Annotated in this window: 15 protein-coding genes; 7 read left to right on the forward strand and 8 right to left on the reverse strand. The window is 56.3% G+C overall.

Annotated elements, in window-relative coordinates; all coding sequences use genetic code 11:
- Positions 1-45 precede the first annotated feature (45 nt).
- The 4 genes from HNEAP_RS08710 to HNEAP_RS08725 form a co-directional block, all read right to left on the reverse strand.
- The gene (locus HNEAP_RS08710; RefSeq protein WP_012824607.1) at positions 46-831 is read right to left on the reverse strand and encodes an AsmA family protein; all 786 of its coding nucleotides are present in this window, start codon (positions 829-831) and stop codon (positions 46-48) included.
- A complete protein-coding gene (locus HNEAP_RS08715) occupies positions 831-2,639 on the reverse strand; it encodes an autotransporter assembly complex protein TamA (RefSeq protein ID WP_041600414.1) in 1,809 nt (602 codons plus the stop codon). Before HNEAP_RS08715 ends, HNEAP_RS08710 begins: the two co-directional genes overlap by 1 nt.
- Positions 2,617-4,533 (reverse strand): DNA topoisomerase IV subunit B, encoded by a 1,917-nt coding sequence (gene parE / locus HNEAP_RS08720; protein WP_012824609.1) that lies wholly within the window; start codon positions 4,531-4,533, stop codon positions 2,617-2,619. Before parE ends, HNEAP_RS08715 begins: the two co-directional genes overlap by 23 nt.
- Before the next feature lie 147 nt (positions 4,534-4,680).
- On the reverse strand, positions 4,681-5,598 hold the full coding sequence (locus HNEAP_RS08725; protein ID WP_166636003.1) for a DMT family transporter: 918 nt from the start codon (positions 5,596-5,598) through the stop codon (positions 4,681-4,683).
- 159 nt (positions 5,599-5,757) lie between these two features.
- Here HNEAP_RS08725 and trxA point away from each other — a divergent pair, with 159 nt between their 5' ends.
- Positions 5,758-6,621, forward strand: a complete 864-nt coding sequence (trxA, locus tag HNEAP_RS08730; RefSeq protein WP_012824611.1) for a thioredoxin — start codon at positions 5,758-5,760, stop codon at positions 6,619-6,621.
- Positions 6,622-6,759: 138 nt separating this feature from the next.
- Here trxA and HNEAP_RS08735 read toward each other — a convergent pair whose 3' ends face one another.
- A complete protein-coding gene (locus HNEAP_RS08735; protein WP_012824612.1) occupies positions 6,760-9,810 on the reverse strand; it encodes an Rne/Rng family ribonuclease in 3,051 nt (1,016 codons plus the stop codon).
- Positions 9,811-10,404: 594 nt separating this feature from the next.
- On the opposite strand from HNEAP_RS08735, the gene HNEAP_RS08745 reads away from it, so the two are divergent.
- The 5 genes from HNEAP_RS08745 to clpA are packed head-to-tail and all read left to right on the forward strand — an operon-like array spanning position 10,405 to position 15,842.
- On the forward strand, positions 10,405-11,445 hold the full coding sequence (locus HNEAP_RS08745) for an RluA family pseudouridine synthase (protein ID WP_012824613.1): 1,041 nt from the start codon (positions 10,405-10,407) through the stop codon (positions 11,443-11,445).
- Positions 11,442-12,146 (forward strand): HAD family hydrolase, encoded by a 705-nt coding sequence (locus HNEAP_RS08750; protein ID WP_012824614.1) that lies wholly within the window; start codon positions 11,442-11,444, stop codon positions 12,144-12,146. Before HNEAP_RS08745 ends, HNEAP_RS08750 begins: the two co-directional genes overlap by 4 nt.
- Positions 12,143-13,195 (forward strand): signal peptide peptidase SppA, encoded by a 1,053-nt coding sequence (sppA, locus tag HNEAP_RS08755; RefSeq protein ID WP_012824615.1) that lies wholly within the window; start codon positions 12,143-12,145, stop codon positions 13,193-13,195. The genes HNEAP_RS08750 and sppA overlap by 4 nt, the downstream gene beginning before the upstream one ends.
- Before the next feature lie 32 nt (positions 13,196-13,227).
- Positions 13,228-13,542, forward strand: coding sequence for an ATP-dependent Clp protease adapter ClpS (clpS, locus tag HNEAP_RS08760; RefSeq protein ID WP_012824616.1), 315 nt, complete (start codon positions 13,228-13,230; stop codon positions 13,540-13,542).
- 23 nt (positions 13,543-13,565) lie between these two features.
- Complete coding sequence (gene clpA / locus HNEAP_RS08765; protein ID WP_012824617.1) at positions 13,566-15,842, forward strand: ATP-dependent Clp protease ATP-binding subunit ClpA; 2,277 nt, start codon at positions 13,566-13,568, stop codon at positions 15,840-15,842.
- 138 nt (positions 15,843-15,980) lie between these two features.
- Here the strand turns inward: clpA and infA are convergent, their stop codons facing one another.
- Positions 15,981-16,199: a translation initiation factor IF-1 gene (infA, locus tag HNEAP_RS08770; RefSeq protein ID WP_012824618.1), complete on the reverse strand. Its 219-nt coding sequence runs from the start codon at positions 16,197-16,199 to the stop codon at positions 15,981-15,983.
- 134 nt (positions 16,200-16,333) lie between these two features.
- Between infA and HNEAP_RS08775 the strand changes: the two genes are divergently transcribed.
- Positions 16,334-16,906 (forward strand): nitroreductase family protein, encoded by a 573-nt coding sequence (locus HNEAP_RS08775; RefSeq protein WP_012824619.1) that lies wholly within the window; start codon positions 16,334-16,336, stop codon positions 16,904-16,906.
- On the opposite strand, the gene HNEAP_RS08780 is transcribed toward HNEAP_RS08775, so the two are convergent.
- Both HNEAP_RS08780 and HNEAP_RS08785 read right to left on the reverse strand, forming a co-directional pair.
- Positions 16,907-18,106 (reverse strand): hypothetical protein, encoded by a 1,200-nt coding sequence (locus tag HNEAP_RS08780; RefSeq protein WP_012824620.1) that lies wholly within the window; start codon positions 18,104-18,106, stop codon positions 16,907-16,909. It lies immediately after the preceding gene.
- A gap of 48 nt (positions 18,107-18,154) precedes the next feature.
- A complete protein-coding gene (locus HNEAP_RS08785) occupies positions 18,155-19,135 on the reverse strand; it encodes a hypothetical protein (protein ID WP_012824621.1) in 981 nt (326 codons plus the stop codon).
- Positions 19,136-19,220 lie beyond the last annotated feature (85 nt).

The raw sequence follows: 19,220 nt of genomic DNA on the forward strand, positions 1-19,220 counted from the left end.
CAGCGCATCGGCTTGCAGCGTAGCCGTCGGCGTCGTAAATCCCTCTCAACGACCGTTTAGCTGCGTTTTAATATTAGCCAGATTGCCGCCCAGTGCCATCTGCGCCAACGCCCACCCTTGTGGCATTGAAACAATCGTCGCTAAATGGCCTTGAATTTGATGTGGCGTTGCCACTGCTACGCGCAGCGCGCCCTGCCCTTCAATGGTTGTTTTGTGCGCGGCCTCATCGGTGTACCCATCGGCGACAGCCTGGGCGGGCATACCCGCCACAATCTTGTTTATTTTTAATGAAATCATCTCTGCATCCGCACGGCCCTCGGCTTGCAAGGTCGTGAGCATTAGGCTGGGTTGCGGATTGGGCTCATCTTGGCTTTGCTGCACTAACGTGAAGTAATCGAGCTGCAGATGCGCCACCTGAATACCCACCGGCAGTTTCAACGGCAAATCAGCCAGATCAAACGGCTTGGCTGGCGCTGTTGATTTACTGGGCGCAGGCAGTCGCAAAACCACATCTTTGGCGGTGAGGTTTTTTATGAGCAAGTTAAAGTGCCAGAATTGCCGCCAATCGAGCGCCAGATCGGCCTTGCCGATATCCAGAGACAGACCATCCTGAGCGTGAAAAGCGAGCTGATCGATACGCAAGCCTTGCCATAGATTACCCTCGACTGCGCCCATCGAAAGCCCGGCCACCTGTTGCTGGGCCTGCCCTGCAAGCCAACGTGCGCCGGGCGTGGTTGCCGTTAAACCGATAAACGCTACAAACATCAATGCCAGCAACCCGCCGATCAACCAGGCGAATATCTGTAACAGGGGTGAACACCAGCGCAGCATCAAAAGGCCGCCCCGATGCCCAAATGCAATCGGGGTGTGCGTTGATCGCCATCAAACGGATAAGCCACATCCACGCGCACCATGCCCACCGGCGAACGCCAGCGGATGCCGACGCCCGCACCCGTATTCAAATGAATGTTGTTTAACGCATCAAAGGCGTTGCCCGTATCGACAAACGCCGCGCCCCACCAATCGCGCCCGTATACGGGATGCATCACCTCGGCACTGGCCGTAAACAGGTATTGCCCGCCGATCACCTGACCGGTCGAATCGGTTGGGCCCAACGATTGATAAGCATAACCGCGCACGGATTGATCACCACCGGCGAAAAAACGCAGGCTTTTTGGCAAAGAATTGAAATCGGGCGTCACCACGCCACCCACTTCGGTGCGCGCCTTGAACACCCATTTTCCCACTGGATAAAGCCCGCCCAGCATCACGTGGGCGCGCAACAGGGAGGTACTAGAGAGCAACGGTTTTGCCGCCGTGCTGATACCGCTACTGAACACGAATCCTTTGGTCGGGAACAGCGGATCATTAAGCTCCTGGCGGCCCAAACGCGCACCAAACAACCAAAAACCGGTCGTTTGTGCGGGATTGGTGCCGAACTGACTGCGGTCGACCAAGTATTCGCTATACAAGGAGCTCGTCCACGAATTGAAATTGCGCACCCAGCGCAGGCCCGTTGTCGACGATAGCGTCGTGATGCCGGTGTCCTGCTCCCGATCAAACACCTCATAAAGGTCATAATGCTGATTCAGGGGGTCTGAGATTTTCGGCATGGTGTAGGTGGCACCGAGCGTTTGTTTGCGTTGTGCCAAGGACAAATCCGCTTTCCACGAATGGCCGGAGCGGTTCACGTACCGTTGGGTGATTTTGCCGCCGAAGCGCGCGCCCGTATCCGTGCCATAGCCCACACGCAGTTCATAACTGCGCGGCTCATTCGGCAGGGTGCGAATCGTGATGGGCACCTGATGCGCCGTGCGCTGATCCCATTGCGGGCGCACCCGCACGTCGCTGAAATATTGGCTGCTCGACAGATTCTGGTTCATGTCCACCAGCGTTTGCGTGGTGTAGGTATCGCCGGTTTTCGCACCGACCAGATTCTGCGCTAACAGCGGCTTGATAATCGACTGATCGATGGTGATCTTGCCGATGTGGTAGCGGCTGCCCGCATCCAGATCAAGCTGAATGTCCGCCGTGTTGGTTTTCGGATCGACCAACAACTCATGCCTTCGCCATTTGGCATCCAGATACCCCGCCCCACGCACGCGCTCCATGATGCCGTCACGCAGGGCGACATAAACGCCCTGATTTAAAAGCGCATCCTTCGCCGGACGCGCTTTTTTGAGGTAGTCACGCAGAAACGCCTGTCGAGTCAGATCGTCCCCTGCCGACGTGGTCACGACTACATCAACGGCAGCAATATGCACCCTTGGGCCAGGGGTAATGTCCATCGTCGGTATGGCGCAATCAGGATCTTGTTTCAAATGGGTTTGAATCTGTGCATTGAAATAGCCCATGGCTCGCAGCGCATCCCGCGCCGCCAGGGTGGCCGATTGCAAATAGCGCCGCATCAATACCGGCGAGGCATCACACGTAAAGCGAATCGGCGGAACAGAAAGCCCCACCTGGAGAATCAGCGCTTTGTTCTCGGCTTGGGTGATCTCGCCGGTCAGTTGCAGTTGAGGTCTCCCGCTGGCCGCCTGCGCCGCAGACACGCTCAGAAACAGCACAAGCAAAAAGACAACCGGTGAAAACCACAACACACGGCCAAACATCAGATCACGCGACGATGGCCAAATCACCCTTGGCTTCCAGCCAGCCGCGGCGATCGGCTGCGCGTTTTTTGGCGAGCAGCATATCCATCAAGGCATAAGGGTCATCATCGGTGATGGACAACTGCACCAAGCGACGGGTTTGCGGGGCGAGTGTGGATTCACGTAGCTGGCTGGGATTCATTTCGCCCAGGCCCTTGAAGCGGGTGACTTGGGGCTTGCCGCGTCGATGCTCGGCGGCAAAACGCCCCAGAATGCCGTCGCGCTCGGCTTCATCGAGTGCGTAGAATGTTTCCTTGCCCAAATCGATGCGGTACAGCGGCGGCATGGCGACAAAAACATGCCCCGCCCGGACAAGGGCCGTGAAATGCCGCAGGAAGAGCGCGCAAAGCAAGGTCGCAATGTGCAGCCCGTCGGAATCGGCATCGGCCAGGATACAAACCTTGCCGTACCGCAGCTTGGATAAGTCATCACTGCCCGGCTCAAGACCAATCGCCACGGCAATGTCATGCACCTCTTGGCTCGCCAATACCTGATCGACCCCGGTTTCCCAGGTATTCAGAATTTTGCCGCGCAGGGGCATGATGGCCTGAAAGTCGCGTTCCCGAGCTTGTTTAGCCGAACCGCCTGCCGAATCCCCTTCCACAAGAAACAACTCGGTGCGCGAAATATCCGAAGCGGTACAGTCGGCAAGCTTGCCGGGCAGCGCGGGCCCGGCCGTCACCCGCTTGCGGGCGACTTTCTTGTCGTTCTTGAGCCGCGTCTGTGCGGCATCGATGGCGATGCGCGCGATGATTTCGCCCTGCTCCGGATGCTGGTTGAGCCAGAGCGACAAGGAATCCTTGATCACGCCGCCGATAAAACTCGCCGACTCACGCGAAGACAGGCGCTCTTTCATTTGTCCGGCGAACTGCGGTTCGGATAACTTGGCCGACAACACGAACGCGACGCGATCAAACACATCCTCGGGCGTTAATTTAACGCCACGCGGCACCAGATTACGGAAATCGCAGAACTCGCGCACCGCCTCGGTCAAACCCTGACGAAGGCCGTTAACGTGTGTGCCGCCCTGTGGCGTCGGGATCAGATTCACATAGCTTTCGGTCAGCGGTTCGCCGCCCTCTTCCAGCCAGACCAGCGCCCAATCGACCATTTGCGGCCGCTCGGCCAGTTCGGCACTCATGTGGCCGACAAACCCCTGAGCCGGAATAATCGCCCGTCCTTCGAGCGCCCCGAGCAGGTAATCGCACAAACCGTTCTCAAAATGCCAGATTTTTTGCGGCTCGTCGCTGGACTCATCGATAAACGTGACCGTGAGCCCAGGGCACAGCACGGCCTTGGCGCGCAAGACATGCAACAAGCGACTCACCAAGAACTTGGGCTGATCGAAATAGCTCGCCCTCGGCCAAAAGTGCAAACGCGTGCCGGTCTGCTTTTTCGGCACCGTACCGGCCTCGGCGAGTTCGCCAACAGGTGCGCCGTCGGCAAAGGCCATCTGCCAGATTTTCCCGTCCCGACGAATCTCGACGGTGAGTTTTTCGGACAAGGCGTTGACGACAGATACGCCCACGCCATGCAAACCGCCGGAAAAGCGGTAAGTTTTGTCGGAGAATTTTCCGCCCGCATGCAGGCGCGTGAGAATGAGTTCAACACCCGTCACACCGTGTTCGGGGTGGATATCGACCGGCATCCCGCGCCCGTCGTCGGTAACGGAAAGCGAACCATCGGCGTGCAACACCACATCGATCCGGCTAGCAAAGCCACTGACGGCCTCATCGACGCTGTTGTCGATGACTTCCTGCGCCAGGTGATTAGGCCGCGTGGTATCGGTGTACATGCCCGGCCGCTTGCGCACGGGCTCAAGGCCGGTAAGCACCTCGATGGCACGGGCGTCGTATTGTTGAGTATTCGTAGAATCTGCCATGGAAAATCAACACTCAGAACAGGAAACAAGGGACAAAACAGGATCAAACAGCATCACGGTAAGGTCAGCGATCAACTCGGGGTTTGCCCGTCATCGACACGCTGCCGGGAAAGTGTACACGCAACGCGGCAGTTGATGCCCATTCAGTCAGTTTCGGCGCGTCAGGAGCGACAGAAGCAAGGCGATAAGAATCAGGATGATGCCGATCAATTCGAACGTACCGGGCCGCTCGCCCAATTGCAGCCAAGCGCCCAGCACACCGACGCTGGGAATCAGCAACGAGCCAAATCCGGCAAATCGGGTAGGCAGATTGTGCAGCGCGTAAATCCAGAGAATCCAGCCCAGCGCGCCCGCCGGAACGATGTTGTAGAACAGAACCCACAAAAGATGCGGCGTCCATTCGGCGTGCCAGGGCTCCAGCATCACCGCGGCCAGCAGGATGGCAAAGCCACCGAACAGCATCTGCCAGGCCGTGACGTTGAGCAAATCAAGCTTATAGCGCGCGCCGAATTTCTTCTGCCAGATCGAGCCGCCCGCCCAGGTCAAACCGGACAACACGGCAAATAACGACGCACCAACGGCCAGATGCCCCCGCCACGGCGCAATCATGAAAAACAAACCGATACCGGCGATGCCCAGCGCCAGCCATTGGCGCCCGGTCAAGCGTTCATGCAATACGACATGCGCCATCAGCATCAGCCAGAGTGGCATGGTGAATACGATCACGGCTGTCTCGCCCGCCGCACCGGTTTGCAACGCCCACATCATGAAGCCGACAAAGCCGGCAGTTTGCAGGAGCCCCAATGGAATAACGTAATGCATGGGCGGCGGTCTGAGCGATCGGCCCGTTGCAGGTAGCATGAGCAGCAGCAACACGGCGGGAATGATCGTACGCAGGGCGCCGAACCACAGCGCGGCAATCTCGCTCAAACCGCCTTTCATCACCACCCAGTTATAACCCCACAGCAAACCGAGCAGCAGCAGGGCGACCAACGGCCAGAAATAGGGATGATGACGGGCGGAACGAGATGTACGTACCGCCAAAGATTCAGGGATGGAGGACATAAGTTGACCCAGAGTGTGGCCGCGCCGAAAAGCAAAAAGGGGGTGGAGCATAGCAGCACGAACAGGGTTCTGCCGATGGCACGTCTTGAAATCAGGCAGCATCACCGCCATACACTTCCCACTTCTTTCATTTTTCACATTTAAACCACGGGGATACTCATGTCCGATCTGCCTTATATTTTCGACGTTACCGCCGCAGAATTTCAGACCCGCGTCATCGATGCCTCCTTCGAGACGCCTGTACTTGTGGATTTTTGGGCGGAATGGTGCGGCCCCTGCCGGACACTCAAGCCCATGCTCGAACAGATCACCGAAAGCTATGGCGGCAAATTGCAGCTCGCCAAGGTCAACACGGATGTCGAAGCGCAATTGGCCGGTCATTTCGGCATTCGCAGCCTGCCGACCGTGATGTTGGTCATCAATGGCGCGCCGGTGGATCAATTCATGGGGGCGTTGCCGGAAAGCCAGGTTCGAGAATTCCTGGAAAAACACATCGTTTCTGAGGTGCGGGCCCTGAGAAATCAGGCGCGCGAACAAGCCGATGCCGGTGCCATCGAAGAGGCAATCGATCTGCTCAAGCAAGCCAATGCCATCGAACCAAATAATGCAGACGTTCTGATCGATTTGGCCGAAATCATCAGCAAGACGGGCGACCACGATCAGGCCATGCAAATCATCGATGCCCTGCCGATTGATGTCGCCACACGCAAGGACGTCAAGGAACTCAAAGCCCGAATTCACTTGGCGCAACATGCAGGAGACGGCCCGAGTGTTGAGGATTTGAAAGCGCGCATAGAGGCCGACGACAATGATCTTGACGCACGCGAACAGCTCGCTTCACGTTGTGCCATGATGCAAGACTATGAATGCGCACTCGCCCAGTTCTTCGCCATCATGCAACGTGATCGTCAATTCAAGGATGACGCCGGTCGTCGCGGCCTGCTCGATATCTTCGAGCTTCTTGGCTCCGATCACGCCCTCACGAAGATCTGGCGTCGTAAAATGTTCGGGCTGCTGCACTAAGCACTGGCACACAACGAGGCGTCGTTACCGATCAGAGTGATCCCGCCCGGCAAATACCAGCCAGAACCGCAGGACGAAACCAAAGAAAAAGCCCGGAAAACCCGGGCTTTTTTCATTTCCGACTAATCGAAACCGATCTTATGCATTTGGTTCCTTACGAACGGTCTCTTCGGCAGAATCTGTCGTTGCAATCGCTTCTGGATGAACGTCTTCTTGAGGCGCTGTTTCAACCTGAGTTGTCGCTTCAGTGACAGCGTCCGCTGTCGTCGCCTCCGGCTGCTCGGCTTCGGTAACCGCTTCCACAGGCTCAGATTCGACGGGCGCAGATTCAATGATCGCCTCCGCCACAGGCGCATGTTCGGACGCCATAGCAGGAGAATCATGGATCGACTCGGCCTGAGCGACCGGAGGTTCAACTTCGTCGACTGCCGACGCATTCGGCTGCACGTCTGTCGGCGCTTTCTCAGAGACCGGTTCGTCGGCGACTTTGGTCTCTGATGCGGCAGGTGCAGCAACCTCGTCTTGCTTGGCAGCCAGTATGGCACTGGCTTGCGACCATGGAGAATCGTTCGTTGCTTCTACCGGCTGCGCAACGATCTGTTCAGCTATCGCTTCAGGGATGAGCGTGGACGTTTCAACCGGCGACTCGGTTGCGGCCACTGACGGCATTTCTTCCTTCGTGTGAATGACAGGCTCCGCTGCGGATACCGGTTCTGCAACGACTGGGGTGACTGCCGCAATCGTGGTATCCGTCGGTGCTTCGGCCTGCGATTCGACCATAGGAGCAGAAGGCGCCACATTCACTTCGTTTGCCGCTGTATCTTCGGGCTGAGGTGCAGCAATCTGGGCTTCTGCCTTGGGCGTTATGGCCGCAGCCACAAGAGCGGGAACGATCACATCATCCGCGAGCAATCCCAATGCCGCGTTTGGTGCCAATGCAGCAGCCGGATCACGTTTGACTGCAACATTGAGAGGCAAGGCAGAAGGTGATGCCACCGGCGCCTTGAGTTGCTGGTCGATCAGACTTTGCTCGTGTGCGGCAATCGGACGAACGGCCGGCTCGGATGAGCGGGGCTCGCGTTGACGGGCCGTGGTTTTTTCAGGTGCTTTCGCTGAGCCCTTGCCCTCTGCAGTATCCGTGGTGACAGCCGGTGCTTCAGCAGGCTGATTCGCCGAAGCGGCGGTATTAACCTGAGCATCTCTTTGGCCTTCCGCTGGTTTTCTGCTGCGTGAACGACGACGACGGTTGCTCGAACCTTCTGGTTTCGTGCCCTCTACCTTGCCTTCATCACGGCGCTTATCCTCTAGTCTTGCTTCTGACTCGCTCGTTTGCGTCGCGGCACGAGGTAATCGATTCGGTGTGGCCCGATTCTCGTCCTTCGCACGCGGCGGTCGATTCGATGATGCCTTCCTAGCCGGATCACGGGGAGCGGCCACTTCCGCCTCAACCCGCTTGTCACCGGCACCGAAAATCTGACCAATCACGCGCTTGAGCAATCCCAACGCACCGATATTGGCTGCGCTCGTGCTGGCCGCCGGTTCAGTAGCCACATCGGGGACGCTGGCGACAACCTTGGGCCGAGGCGCAGACTGCGGCACGGGGCGAATCGGTTCAACCGGCGCCGCCGGACGGCGCGGCGCACGCTCCAGGTCAGGTACGGCCACGGCGAGCGGTTCAATAAGGGCACGTGAATTGGCCGGCGACTCGGCAAGATCAGAGCGACGAACGCGTTCGATTTTAAAGTGTGGTGTTTCCAGATTGATGTTGGGAATCACCAACACCTCAACCTGATGATTCTGCTCAATCTCGTGGAGCTGAAGGCGCTTTTCGTTGAGCAGGTAGGTGCCCACATCGACGGGCACCTGAGCGACGACCCGACCGGTCTGATCTTTCATGGACTCATCGATCATCAAGCGCATGATCGAAAGCGCCAAGGATTCAACCGAACGGATATGCCCCTGCCCCATGCAGCGCGGGCACACATGCTGCGCCGATTCTTCCAGAGAGGCGGACAACCGCTGACGCGACATTTCGAGCAAGCCGAAACGGGAAATTCGTCCCAGTTGCACCCGGGCACGATCCATCTTGAGTGCATCGCGCAGGCGGTTCTCTACTTCCCGTTGATGTTTGGGTTGCCCCATGTCGATGAAATCGATGACGACCAGACCGCCCAAGTCCCGTAGGCGCAGTTGACGAGCGATCTCATCGGCTGCTTCAAGGTTCGTGTTGAAGGCCGTATCTTCGATATCCTGCCCTTTGGTGCTGCGGCCGGAATTGATGTCGACCGCCGTCAGGGCCTCGGCCACATCGAATACCAGCTCGCCGCCGGAAGGCAGGGTCACATTCCGCTCGTAGGCCGATTCGATCTGGGATTCGATCTGGTAACGCGTGAATAACGGGGTACGATCCTGGTAGAGGCGAATCTTGTCCACGGAATCCGGCGACACCAGATTGACGAAATCCAGCGCCTGCTGATGCATATTGGGCTCGTCGATCAGCACCTCGCCGATGTCGTTGCGCATGTAATCGCGCAGCGCACGGATAATCAGGTCGCTTTCCTGATAAATCAGGAACGGGGCCTTGCGGGCTTCCGATTTTTTGACAATGGCGTCCCATACCTGTTGCAGGTAGTCGAGATCCGATTGCAGTTCGGCGGGTTCACGTCCGACACCTGCCGTGCGGACGATCAGACCCATGCCTTCGGGCACGACCAACTCGGACAGCGCCGCCTTGATCTCGGCGCGATCATCGCCCTCGATGCGACGGGAAACCCCGCCCGCCCGCGGGTTGTTGGGCATTAAAACAAGGTATCGTCCCGCCAGGCTGACGAACGTAGTGAGGGCGGCACCTTTATTGCCGCGCTCTTCCTTCTCGACCTGAACGATGATTTCCTGGCCTTCTTTCAGCGCCGACTTGATGATCGGGCGACCCTTGTCATCGACGGCCTCCGAATCAAAATAGCTGCGTGCAATTTCCTTGAAGGGCAAAAAACCATGGCGGTCTGCGCCGTAGTTGACGAAAACCGCTTCGAGACTCGGCTCAATGCGTGTAATTAACGCTTTGTAAACGTTGGATTTTTTCTGCTCGTGGCCGGGCGTTTCTATGTCGATATCATAGAGCGTCTGTCCATCGACGAGCGCCACCCGAATCTCTTCGGCCTGGGTGGCATTGATTAGCATTCTTTTCATGGATTGATTCTCGAATAAAACGCCACCCGCGCAGCCATGCGGGCTGCGGCCAATCGGCCTTGAGCGGGGACGTTAACACTGGGAGGGGAGATTGATGCGATTGTGGCTGCAGGTCGATTGGCATGAAATTAGCCGGGCGCGACGAACGATGACGGCGGTTTGAAACCGAAACCGCCACCCAATCGAGGCCCGAGCAAGCCGTTGTACCGCGAAGACGCGGCACAACTTCATGGAGCAAAACCAGTGTCACCAGCCAGAACAGGCGCATAAATCCTTAGGAATAGTCGTAATTAATACGGAAACTGTTTGAAGCCATTTCAAAACAAAAGATTATCAAGGGCTTCGTGAACGAACCGCCGATCCGGCGGTCTGCCCGCTTCAGTCACCCGCCCCCATGGGTTAGGGCAAGCAGGAAATCTGAAGTGGCGCGCTTGATTGCTCGAGCCTAGCCTCGACGCCATTCCGATGGAAAATTTCCACACCATCAAACTGGACGAAAGCGGACACGAGCCAATCAAAGCTTGTGGAGTGTAACACAACACCCATCACGTGATGCCCATAATAAATGCGATTGAAATACGCCATAATGCAGGAATGAATACACACCTTAAGGCGCCCTCCGGTCAGCCTATCGAAAAGAAACAATCCGTGCGCCGCGTCACTGTCGATGCGCACTATGCAGGTCAACGCATCGACAATTTTCTGCTGCGCGAATTGGGCGCGACGCATGGCGAGGTTCCGCGCTCCCTGATTTATCGCATTCTGCGCACCGGAGAAGTCCGCGTGAACAGTCAACGCGCCAAGCCGACCACTCGGCTTGCGACGGGCGATGAGGTCCGCATTCCACCACTCAAGCTGCAAAGCCCCTCACAAGAATCGGCGGGCGTGATCTCGGCGAACTGGCTCGCACGCGCTGCGGACATGATCGTGTACGAAGACGAAGCCCTGCTGGCCGTCAACAAACCTGCTGGCCTTGCCGTCCACGGCGGCTCGAACATCCCTTTTGGTCTGATTGAACTCATGCGCCAACACACGGGATTGGGCGAAAAACTCGAACTGGCCCATCGCATTGATCGTGACACCAGCGGCCTGTTGATTCTGGCCAAGACCCGCGCCACACTGCATTCGCTGCAAACCCAGTTCCGGCCGGAAGGCCATGCCGAAAAGCAGTATCTGGCCATCGTGCATGGTCATTGGCCAGACAAACTCAAACGCGTCGATGCGCCATTGGAAAAATGGCAGGGCGAAGGTGAGTCGCATCGGGTGCAGGTCAACCCACAAGGCAAGGAAGCCGTGACCCATTTCGCCGTGCTGGCCGCCAACAAAAACGCCACCCTGCTGCGCGCGCAACTTGAAACCGGTCGCACGCATCAGATTCGCGTACACACCGCGCACGAGAACCACCCGATCGTCGGCGATGAAAAATACGGTCAGCGCGAATGGGACAAACGGCTCTTTCCATCCACTGGCGCCTCGGCCCGACGACGCCCGCCGCTACTGCTGCACGCGTATCGCCTGATGCTGACGCATCCGCAAACAGAACAACCACTGCAGTTGACGGCCCCGATCCCAGATAAATGGCGTTCGCTGGCACAACAACTCAATCTAACGCTGCCGGAACACGACCCGAAATGAACCCTGTCCTTACACCACCCCAACTGATCATTTTTGACTGGGACGGCACGCTGGTTCAGTCCACCGGCCACATTGTGCGCAGCTTCGAGATGGCCATCGCGCACAGTAACCTGCCGCCGCTGGCGCCCGAAACGATACAAGGCATCATCGGGCTCGGGTTAGTCGAAGCGTGCCGGGCGCTCTATCCAAACCTTTCGCTTGAGCAGGCGCAGGCATTAGGAAAAACCTATCAGCAGTTCTATTTCAGCCGAACCGACACCCTCGAAACCTATGCCGGGGCGACAACCCTGCTGAACGATCTGCGCGAATCGGGCTGCTGGCTGGCCATTGCCACTGGAAAATCGAACAGAGGTTTGCGCGAAGCACTTGAAGAAACAGGCCTGGGTCACTATTTTCTGGGTACACGAACAGCCGAGCAAACCGCATCCAAACCATCACCCTTGATGCTGATGGAATTGCTGGATGAATTCGGGCTGGAACCGGCGCAGGCCTGGATGATCGGTGATACTGACTTTGACTTACTGATGGCACACAATGCGGGCTGCGTCCCCATCGCCATCACCCACGGCGCACACGAAATCGAGCGTCTGCATGCCGCCAAACCGGCCGCCGTCATTCATGATCTACCCAGCCTGTTGCCGCTGTTTCAGTCCGCCACCGCTCAAAAAGCGAGCCAGAATAAAGTGAGTACGAACGAATGAGCACCACCCAGCCGCCAAATGATGATCTGCGCATTGAACCCAATCTCGGTGCGGCAACCGCACAACACACGAACGCGTCGGAAAAGACGACAGCGGGAGACGATGCCTGGGCGCGCGAGGCGTTACTCGATCTTGCCCGCCAAGGCCTGAAAGAACAACGCAGCGCACGCCGTTGGCGGGTATTTTTCCGGCTGATCAGCCTCGCGTTGGTAATCTGGATCATTGCTTGGATCTCCCTCAGCGGCGATCTCGATGACGACCATGGTGTTGTTATCAAACAGCCATCGGCAGGCATCATCGATATCAGCGGGGTGATTGCCGCAGGGCAAGAAGCGTCCGCGGAGGAAATCATCCCCGTACTTGAAAAGGCGTTCAAGAACACCCAAATCAAGGGCATCGTTCTGCGCATGAACACGCCGGGCGGCAGCCCCGTTCAATCTGGCGAAATCTTTGACGCCATCATGCGATTGCGCAAGGAATACCCTGCCAAGCCGGTTTATGCCGTCGTCGAGGATGTATGCGCTTCCGGTGGGTATTACATAGCCGCCGCAGCCGACAAAATTTTTGCAAATCAGGCCTCTCTCGTCGGTTCGATCGGCGTGCGGATGGATAGCTTCGGGTTTGTGGACGCCATGCAGAAACTCGGCATCGAAAGCCGGCTGATTACTTCGGGTGCCAATAAAGCGATGCTCGACCCGTTCTCTCCCGAGAATCCAGCACAGGTGCAATACATGCAAAACCTGCTTGATCAGGTTCACCAGCAGTTCATTGATGCCGTGAAAAAAGGCCGAGGCAAACGACTCGCTAACGACCCCGACCTGTTCTCCGGCCTGATCTACACCGGCGCACAGGCACAGAAGAACGGACTGATCGACGGCCTGGGCACGGTGCGTAGCGTGGTCCGAGATGAGTTGCACCTGAAAAATGAAGTCGACCTTACGCCAAGCAAGAGCCCATTTGAGGAGCTTCTGGGTAAAACCAGCACGCAAATCAGCCAGTCGCTGACGAGCCTCTGGGCGGCAAATCTTGGTCCCAAGCTTTTACCCTAGTTTCTTGCCCAAACGCCCACAGAGTCAGAGATATGGTCGATCAAATCACCACGACAGATACCGAATCCATTCCGGAGGCTATTGTCGCCGAGCCGCCGATGTATCAGGTAATTCTGCTCAATGACGACTTCACGCCAATGGATTTCGTCATTCGCATTCTGGTTGAGTTGTTTTACCTATCGACCGAACAGGCTGAACGGGTTATGTTAGAGGTTCATCACAAAGGTCGAGGCGTCTGCGGCATATTTACGCGGGAAATAGCAGAAACCCGCGTGGCGCAGGTCAATCAGGTTGCACGCCAAAATGACCATCCGCTGTTGTGCGTGATGGAACCGGCTGCCCAATAAATGGGACCAGATAGGAGTTCTCCGTGTTAAGCAAAGCCCTTGAAACCACCATTAGCCGCGTATTTGACCGATCTCGACGTCAACGATACGAGTTTGTCACGCTCGAAGCACTCACGCATGCCCTGCTCGAAGATCCGGATGCGCGCGCCGTGCTGGAGGGCTGCAACGCCAACATCTCGCAACTGGCTGTCGATCTGGAAAACCATATTCGACACACCACACCACGCATTCCCGAGAATGACGCCCGTGAAACACAGCCCACGCTTGGCTTCCAGCGCGTACTGCAACGCGCCGTCATGCAGGTACAGTCCGCTCAAAGAAATGAAGTATCCGGCGCACATGTCTTGGCCGCGCTGTTCGCCGAACAGGATTCCCATACGGTGCACTTGCTGCACAAGGCTGGCGTGACGCGCCTGGATGTGATCAATTTTATCTCGCATGGCTTGACTCAGGAGGCCCCGGCTGCAAGCGAAGCGCCGTCTGAAAAGGAGCGCGAGAAGCCTGAAGTCACCGATGAAAACAGCTTCGAAAACTTTGTCATCAATCTCAATCAACTCGCCCGCGACGGCAAAATCGATCCGCTGATCGGACGCGGCCCGGAAATCGAACGGGTGCAACAGATTCTTTGTCGTCGTCGGAAAAACAATCCCTTGCTCGTCGGCGAGGCTGGTGTAGGTAAAACAGCCCTTGCCGAAGGTCTCGCACGCAAAATTATCGAAGGCGAAGTACCGGAAACCCTCAAGGATGCCGTGGTGTATTCGCTCGACCTTGGTTCTCTGGTCGCTGGCACGAAATACCGGGGTGACTTTGAAAAGCGGCTCAAGGTCGTTCTGAAAAGGATCAAATCACTGCCGAATGCCATCTTGTTCATCGATGAGATTCACACCCTCATCGGTGCCGGTTCCGCCTCCGGCGGCTCTATGGATGCATCCAACCTCATCAAGCCCGCGCTTGCCAATGGGGACTTGCGCTGCATCGGCTCCACGACACATCAGGAATATCGAGCGATCTTCGAGAAGGATGCCGCCCTTACGCGCCGCTTCCAGAAACTGGATGTCCCCGAACCCAGCGAGCATGAAGCCATTGCCATTCTGCAAGGGCTGCGCAGCGGCTATGAAAAACACCATGGCGTTGCGTATACCGATGATGCCCTGGAGGCCGCCGTCCGACTTTCCAATCGTCATATATCCGATCGTCATTTGCCGGACAAAGCGATTGATGTCATTGATGAAGCGGGCGCGCAACACCGCCTGATTGAGCCGACACCAGAAAGCAATCTGATTACGGCGGCGGAAATTGAGCGCGTCGTCGCCAAGATCGCCCGCATTCCGGAACGCAGCGTGTCCACATCGGATCGAGAAGTCCTGCGCCATCTGGATCGCAACCTCAATATGGTGGTGTTCGGTCAGGAAGACGCCATCGAACAGATCACGACATCCATCCGTATGGCGCGCTCCGGGTTGCGTACGGCAGACAAGCCCATCGGTTCTTACCTCTTTGCCGGCCCGACCGGCGTCGGCAAGACCGAAGTCAGCAAGCAACTTGCCCGCCTGCTCGGCATCAAGCTCGTGCGTTTCGACATGTCCGAATACATGGAGCGGCACAGCGTATCGCGCTTGATCGGTGCGCCGCCGGGCTATGTCGGTTTCGACGAGGGCGGCCTGCTCACCGAAGCCATCAACAAAACGCCCCATGCCGTTTTGCTGCTTGATGAAATCGAAAAAGCGCATCCGGACGTATTCAATGTCCTGCTTCAGGTGATGGATAACGGCGCGTTGACAGACACGAACGGCCGCAAAGTTGACTTCCGACACGTCATTCTCATCATGACCTCCAACATGGGCGCCGAAATGCTGGCACGCAACAGCATGGGCTTCGTGACTCAGGACCACAGCCCGGACGGCATGGACGCGATCAAACGGGGCTTCACTCCTGAGTTCCGCAACCGTCTGGACGCCATTGTCCAGTTCAAGGCATTGGCCCCGCGTCAAATCGCCAACGTGGTCGACAAGTTGCTGCTCGAACTGGAGCAGCAGCTCGAAGAGAAAAAAGTCCGTTTGGTTGTCGACGATGAAGTTCGCCAGTGGCTGGGGCGAGAGGGTTACGACGAGATCTTGGGCGCACGCCCGATGGCACGCCTGATTCAGGAAAAAATCAAACGTCCGTTAGCTGAAGAGTTGCTGTTTGGCGAACTAGCCGAGCATGGCGGCACCGTGCGGTTCTCACTCGATGAGGCCGGTGTTCCCGCACTGACCATCCAGCCTGCAGAAGAAGCGCTAACCGAAGATTCTCCGGGCTAAAACGGCTTCACAGAAACGTAAAGGCGTTTGAGTCGAGAACATGATGTAGTAGAGAAACTCAGACCGCACAAATCCTTCCGCCACCCGAGTGATGGGCGGGCAAGGAACAATAAGCGCGAACGGGAGTCGAATTCGGAATTAACGCGCGCGGAACGAGATCCGACCCTTGGTCAGATCATAAGGCGTCAACTGAACCGTAACCTTGTCACCCGTGAGAATACGGATGTAGTTTTTACGCATACGCCCTGAAATATGAGCCGTAACAATGTGCCCATTTTCCAACTCGACGCGGAACATGGTATTGGGCAAGGTATCCACAACGGTACCTTGCATTTCGATGTAATCTTCTTTTGCCATAAATCCAGCATGTTTCAAAGTGGGCGCAAATTATCAAGCAAAAAGCGTTCAGCTCCAAGCATTTATTTCAAAAAAACCACATTACCCCCCGAAATTTCGCTCAATAAAACCATCAAAAGTACAACAGGAAAATCATGAATCTGATTGAGTTTCTTATACAGAGACAATCCACGCCCGCCAAATATCTAATCGAACCGGCTCCATCTCATGAAGAATTGAAACAACTCATGGCCGCGGCAGAGAGCGCACCGGATCACGGTGCCCTCAAACCTTGGCGGTTTCTGGTCATTTCAGGATCGGCTCGGTACGCGCTTGGCGAGCTTTTTGTGCAGGCATTGCTACAAAGAGCGCCACATACAGAACCTGATCTACTGGAACGTGAACGCGAGCGCGCCCTGCGTGCGCCCATGCTGGTCGCGGCCATTGCCCGATTGGATCATGCGCATCAAAAGGTACCAGCTACCGAGCAATTCATTGCCGCAGCAATCGCGACGCATCAGTTGATGCTTGCCGCCAACCATCTGGGCTATGGCACCATCTGGCTCACCGGCAGCCGAGTCTATGATCGGCAGGTGATGTCTAGGTTGGGCCTAGCACCCGAAGAAGAACTCATCGGCTTGATCAATATCGGCACCGTCGCACCCACAGCACCATCAAAACAACCTCAGAGGAGGAAATCAGACGTGACGTACTGGACGGGCGAATAATCATGGTGCGCGGGTAACAATACGGTCGTATCCATCACCTGCGGCAATGGCGTGCGTTTGTTCTACTGACCAATAGCCTTTTGGATTATTGAACGTCTGCATGTACAGCTGCTCATTGAGCCCCGGTCGTTCGCGGATATCGATTTTCCACAGCAGATGAGCAATCCCCCGAACGGCCCCCATGGCAAGGAAAGATAACTGCTTCTCACCGGCCTCTGGTGGATAAAGCCGACGGAAACCAACGCCTTCATAGGAGTTGTAAATCCGGATGACCAACTCTTTGCCCGGCTCGATCTTCTCCACGCGCCATACGCCCCATCCCAACGCATTGACGACCGCAACGATGCCATGCACCCAGTCACTCACATCCTGACACATGGGTTTGATCATCTGATCCCAGGCATCGCTTTCCATGATGCCGCCTAAGGTATTGAACGCGCACACATGGCCAGCCAAAACAAAAGATTCGCGCGCCATATCCGATGGCACACCAATCGCCACCATGCGCCGATACACTTCGTAACTGATGAAGTTGTAATAATCGGCATAGTGAATCGTCAAGGCCACGCCGAAAGCGAGAATCAGTCCATTGCCCCCCTCGGACGCAGGCTTGCCGATCAGCGGCATGCCGCCGACCGCCTCGATAATCGCCTGCTCATCCACGTCCGTACTCATGGGCGCGCATTCGGGAAAATCGAACCGCGCCGGGGCATCCGTCATCGCTTCCGGATTCTTGATGAATGGCGGCAGTGGCTCGACGGCCGCACCAAGCTCGAACCGATCCATGCCACCGCCAGCGTGACGGCAATTTACCTCTCGTGTCGCTCGCCCGGTCATGCCGCTGATAAAGCCCGCATCGAAGAAGCAACTGGGTTCCGGACGACCGTGGATATATGTTTTCTCGCCGTAGTGAGAATGCTCAGCAACCCAATGATAGGCGTCTTCTTGCCTCAGCACACCAAACCCACAGGCGGTATATTCTGCCAGCAGGTCTGACTCTGAATACCCTTTTTCTCTCAAGTATTCGACGACCATTCGAGCACCGCGGGAAAGCAGTTCCCGGGGGTCGAAACCATCTTCGATTCCCTCACCCAACAAGACAGCCATTTGCAAATGGGCATTGTAGTGATTGCAATGGAACACATGGCTCAAACCACCCACACGAATCAAACCACGATCAGCCTGAATATTCATACTCATGAAATTTTCCTTTTATAAAATTCGGTGTACTTACTCAGTGAACGGACATTATTTTTCCGGATCAAGAAATGCTTCCAAATCTTCAAAATAAAGCCCGAATTCATTGCGTAAAAACTCAGCAAGCTGATCCATTTGTAAGTCGTTGAGTGATATCTCAGACATACCGGGCTGGTACTGAATCCCCAACTTGCCCAGCGTCTCCTGGCATCCAGTGGAGATCAGAGTCGGTGAAAGCGGCTTGTAACCCAAGCTCGCTCGTTGCCGCATGACAGCCATAATGAGGGCGGGCACCCCAATGCGATGAACCCGCTTGCGAAATACTCGCTCAAGCCACGAGCGTTTCCGGGGTTGTTCGCGCTGACGCCGCAAGCCTGCAACGACCAGTTCGTGCGTTCCGCCCGGAAGGTGGACATCAAACTGCTCGACCAGAATGCTTTGCAATGCACCCAGGTCAAGTGGGGACATTTCCAAAGAGGCTTGACCGAAATCCAGCCTCCTACGTCTCAAGATACTAAAGCGGACACCCAGTCGAACAGCGATTACCGCTGGCTCGATCGGCGGCAATTGAGCCTGGCGGCGACTTTGGTTGATGGCAATGTACAAATCAACCAGGTAAATCTGCTTTAGCGATTCATCGGTCTCCGCACGAGCGGGTTCAACAGGAGCGATGGGTTTTGCCGCCGCCTCAGATTGATCGGGATGACTTTCCTGAACTTGTGAGGGCGAAGTGTCTGGTACAAATTCAGGTGGCGCCTGATCACTGGACAGCTCTTGCAGTTGTTGCGCATTGAAGCTGGTCTGGAACAGTTCATTGAGTACGCGAGACAATTCATCCGTGGCATCCGATGAAAGAACGACGGGCAATTTACCTTCAATTCGATCCTGGCCCTTGATCGCCAGACGAATATTCACGCGAACGCGCATGACAGCGTGTTCAATCTGAGGTAGCCCCGCCACCTTTCTCTCTGCATTGATCGCTGCAAAGATCCGCTCCAGATCAATAACGACGGATTGGGGTGATTGCGACATAAGCGAAACTCCGTGTGTTTGAATCCATAGCCTTGTGATATTGAGGGTATCCGTAATACTAAGTCAATTCAGATTGTCCCACCAA

Source organism: Halothiobacillus neapolitanus c2 (assembly GCF_000024765.1).
GTDB classification, from domain to species: domain Bacteria; phylum Pseudomonadota; class Gammaproteobacteria; order Halothiobacillales; family Halothiobacillaceae; genus Halothiobacillus; species Halothiobacillus neapolitanus.

Excerpts from the sequence above, each read along its gene's own strand:
- HNEAP_RS08710 (WP_012824607.1), bottom strand. The coding sequence starts at position 831 with ATGCTGCGCTGGTGTTCACCCCTGTTACAGATATTCGCCTGGTTGATC.
- parE (WP_012824609.1), bottom strand. The coding sequence starts at position 4,533 with ATGGCAGATTCTACGAATACTCAACAATACGACGCCCGTGCCATCGAG.
- HNEAP_RS08725 (WP_166636003.1), bottom strand. The coding sequence starts at position 5,598 with ATGTCCTCCATCCCTGAATCTTTGGCGGTACGTACATCTCGTTCCGCC.
- trxA (WP_012824611.1), top strand. The coding sequence starts at position 5,758 with ATGTCCGATCTGCCTTATATTTTCGACGTTACCGCCGCAGAATTTCAG.
- HNEAP_RS08735 (WP_012824612.1), bottom strand. The coding sequence starts at position 9,810 with ATGAAAAGAATGCTAATCAATGCCACCCAGGCCGAAGAGATTCGGGTG.
- HNEAP_RS08745 (WP_012824613.1), top strand. The coding sequence starts at position 10,405 with ATGAATACACACCTTAAGGCGCCCTCCGGTCAGCCTATCGAAAAGAAA.
- HNEAP_RS08750 (WP_012824614.1), top strand. The coding sequence starts at position 11,442 with ATGAACCCTGTCCTTACACCACCCCAACTGATCATTTTTGACTGGGAC.
- sppA (WP_012824615.1), top strand. The coding sequence starts at position 12,143 with ATGAGCACCACCCAGCCGCCAAATGATGATCTGCGCATTGAACCCAAT.
- clpS (WP_012824616.1), top strand. The coding sequence starts at position 13,228 with ATGGTCGATCAAATCACCACGACAGATACCGAATCCATTCCGGAGGCT.
- infA (WP_012824618.1), bottom strand. The coding sequence starts at position 16,199 with ATGGCAAAAGAAGATTACATCGAAATGCAAGGTACCGTTGTGGATACC.
- HNEAP_RS08775 (WP_012824619.1), top strand. The coding sequence starts at position 16,334 with ATGAATCTGATTGAGTTTCTTATACAGAGACAATCCACGCCCGCCAAA.
- HNEAP_RS08780 (WP_012824620.1), bottom strand. The coding sequence starts at position 18,106 with ATGAGTATGAATATTCAGGCTGATCGTGGTTTGATTCGTGTGGGTGGT.
- HNEAP_RS08785 (WP_012824621.1), bottom strand. The coding sequence starts at position 19,135 with ATGTCGCAATCACCCCAATCCGTCGTTATTGATCTGGAGCGGATCTTT.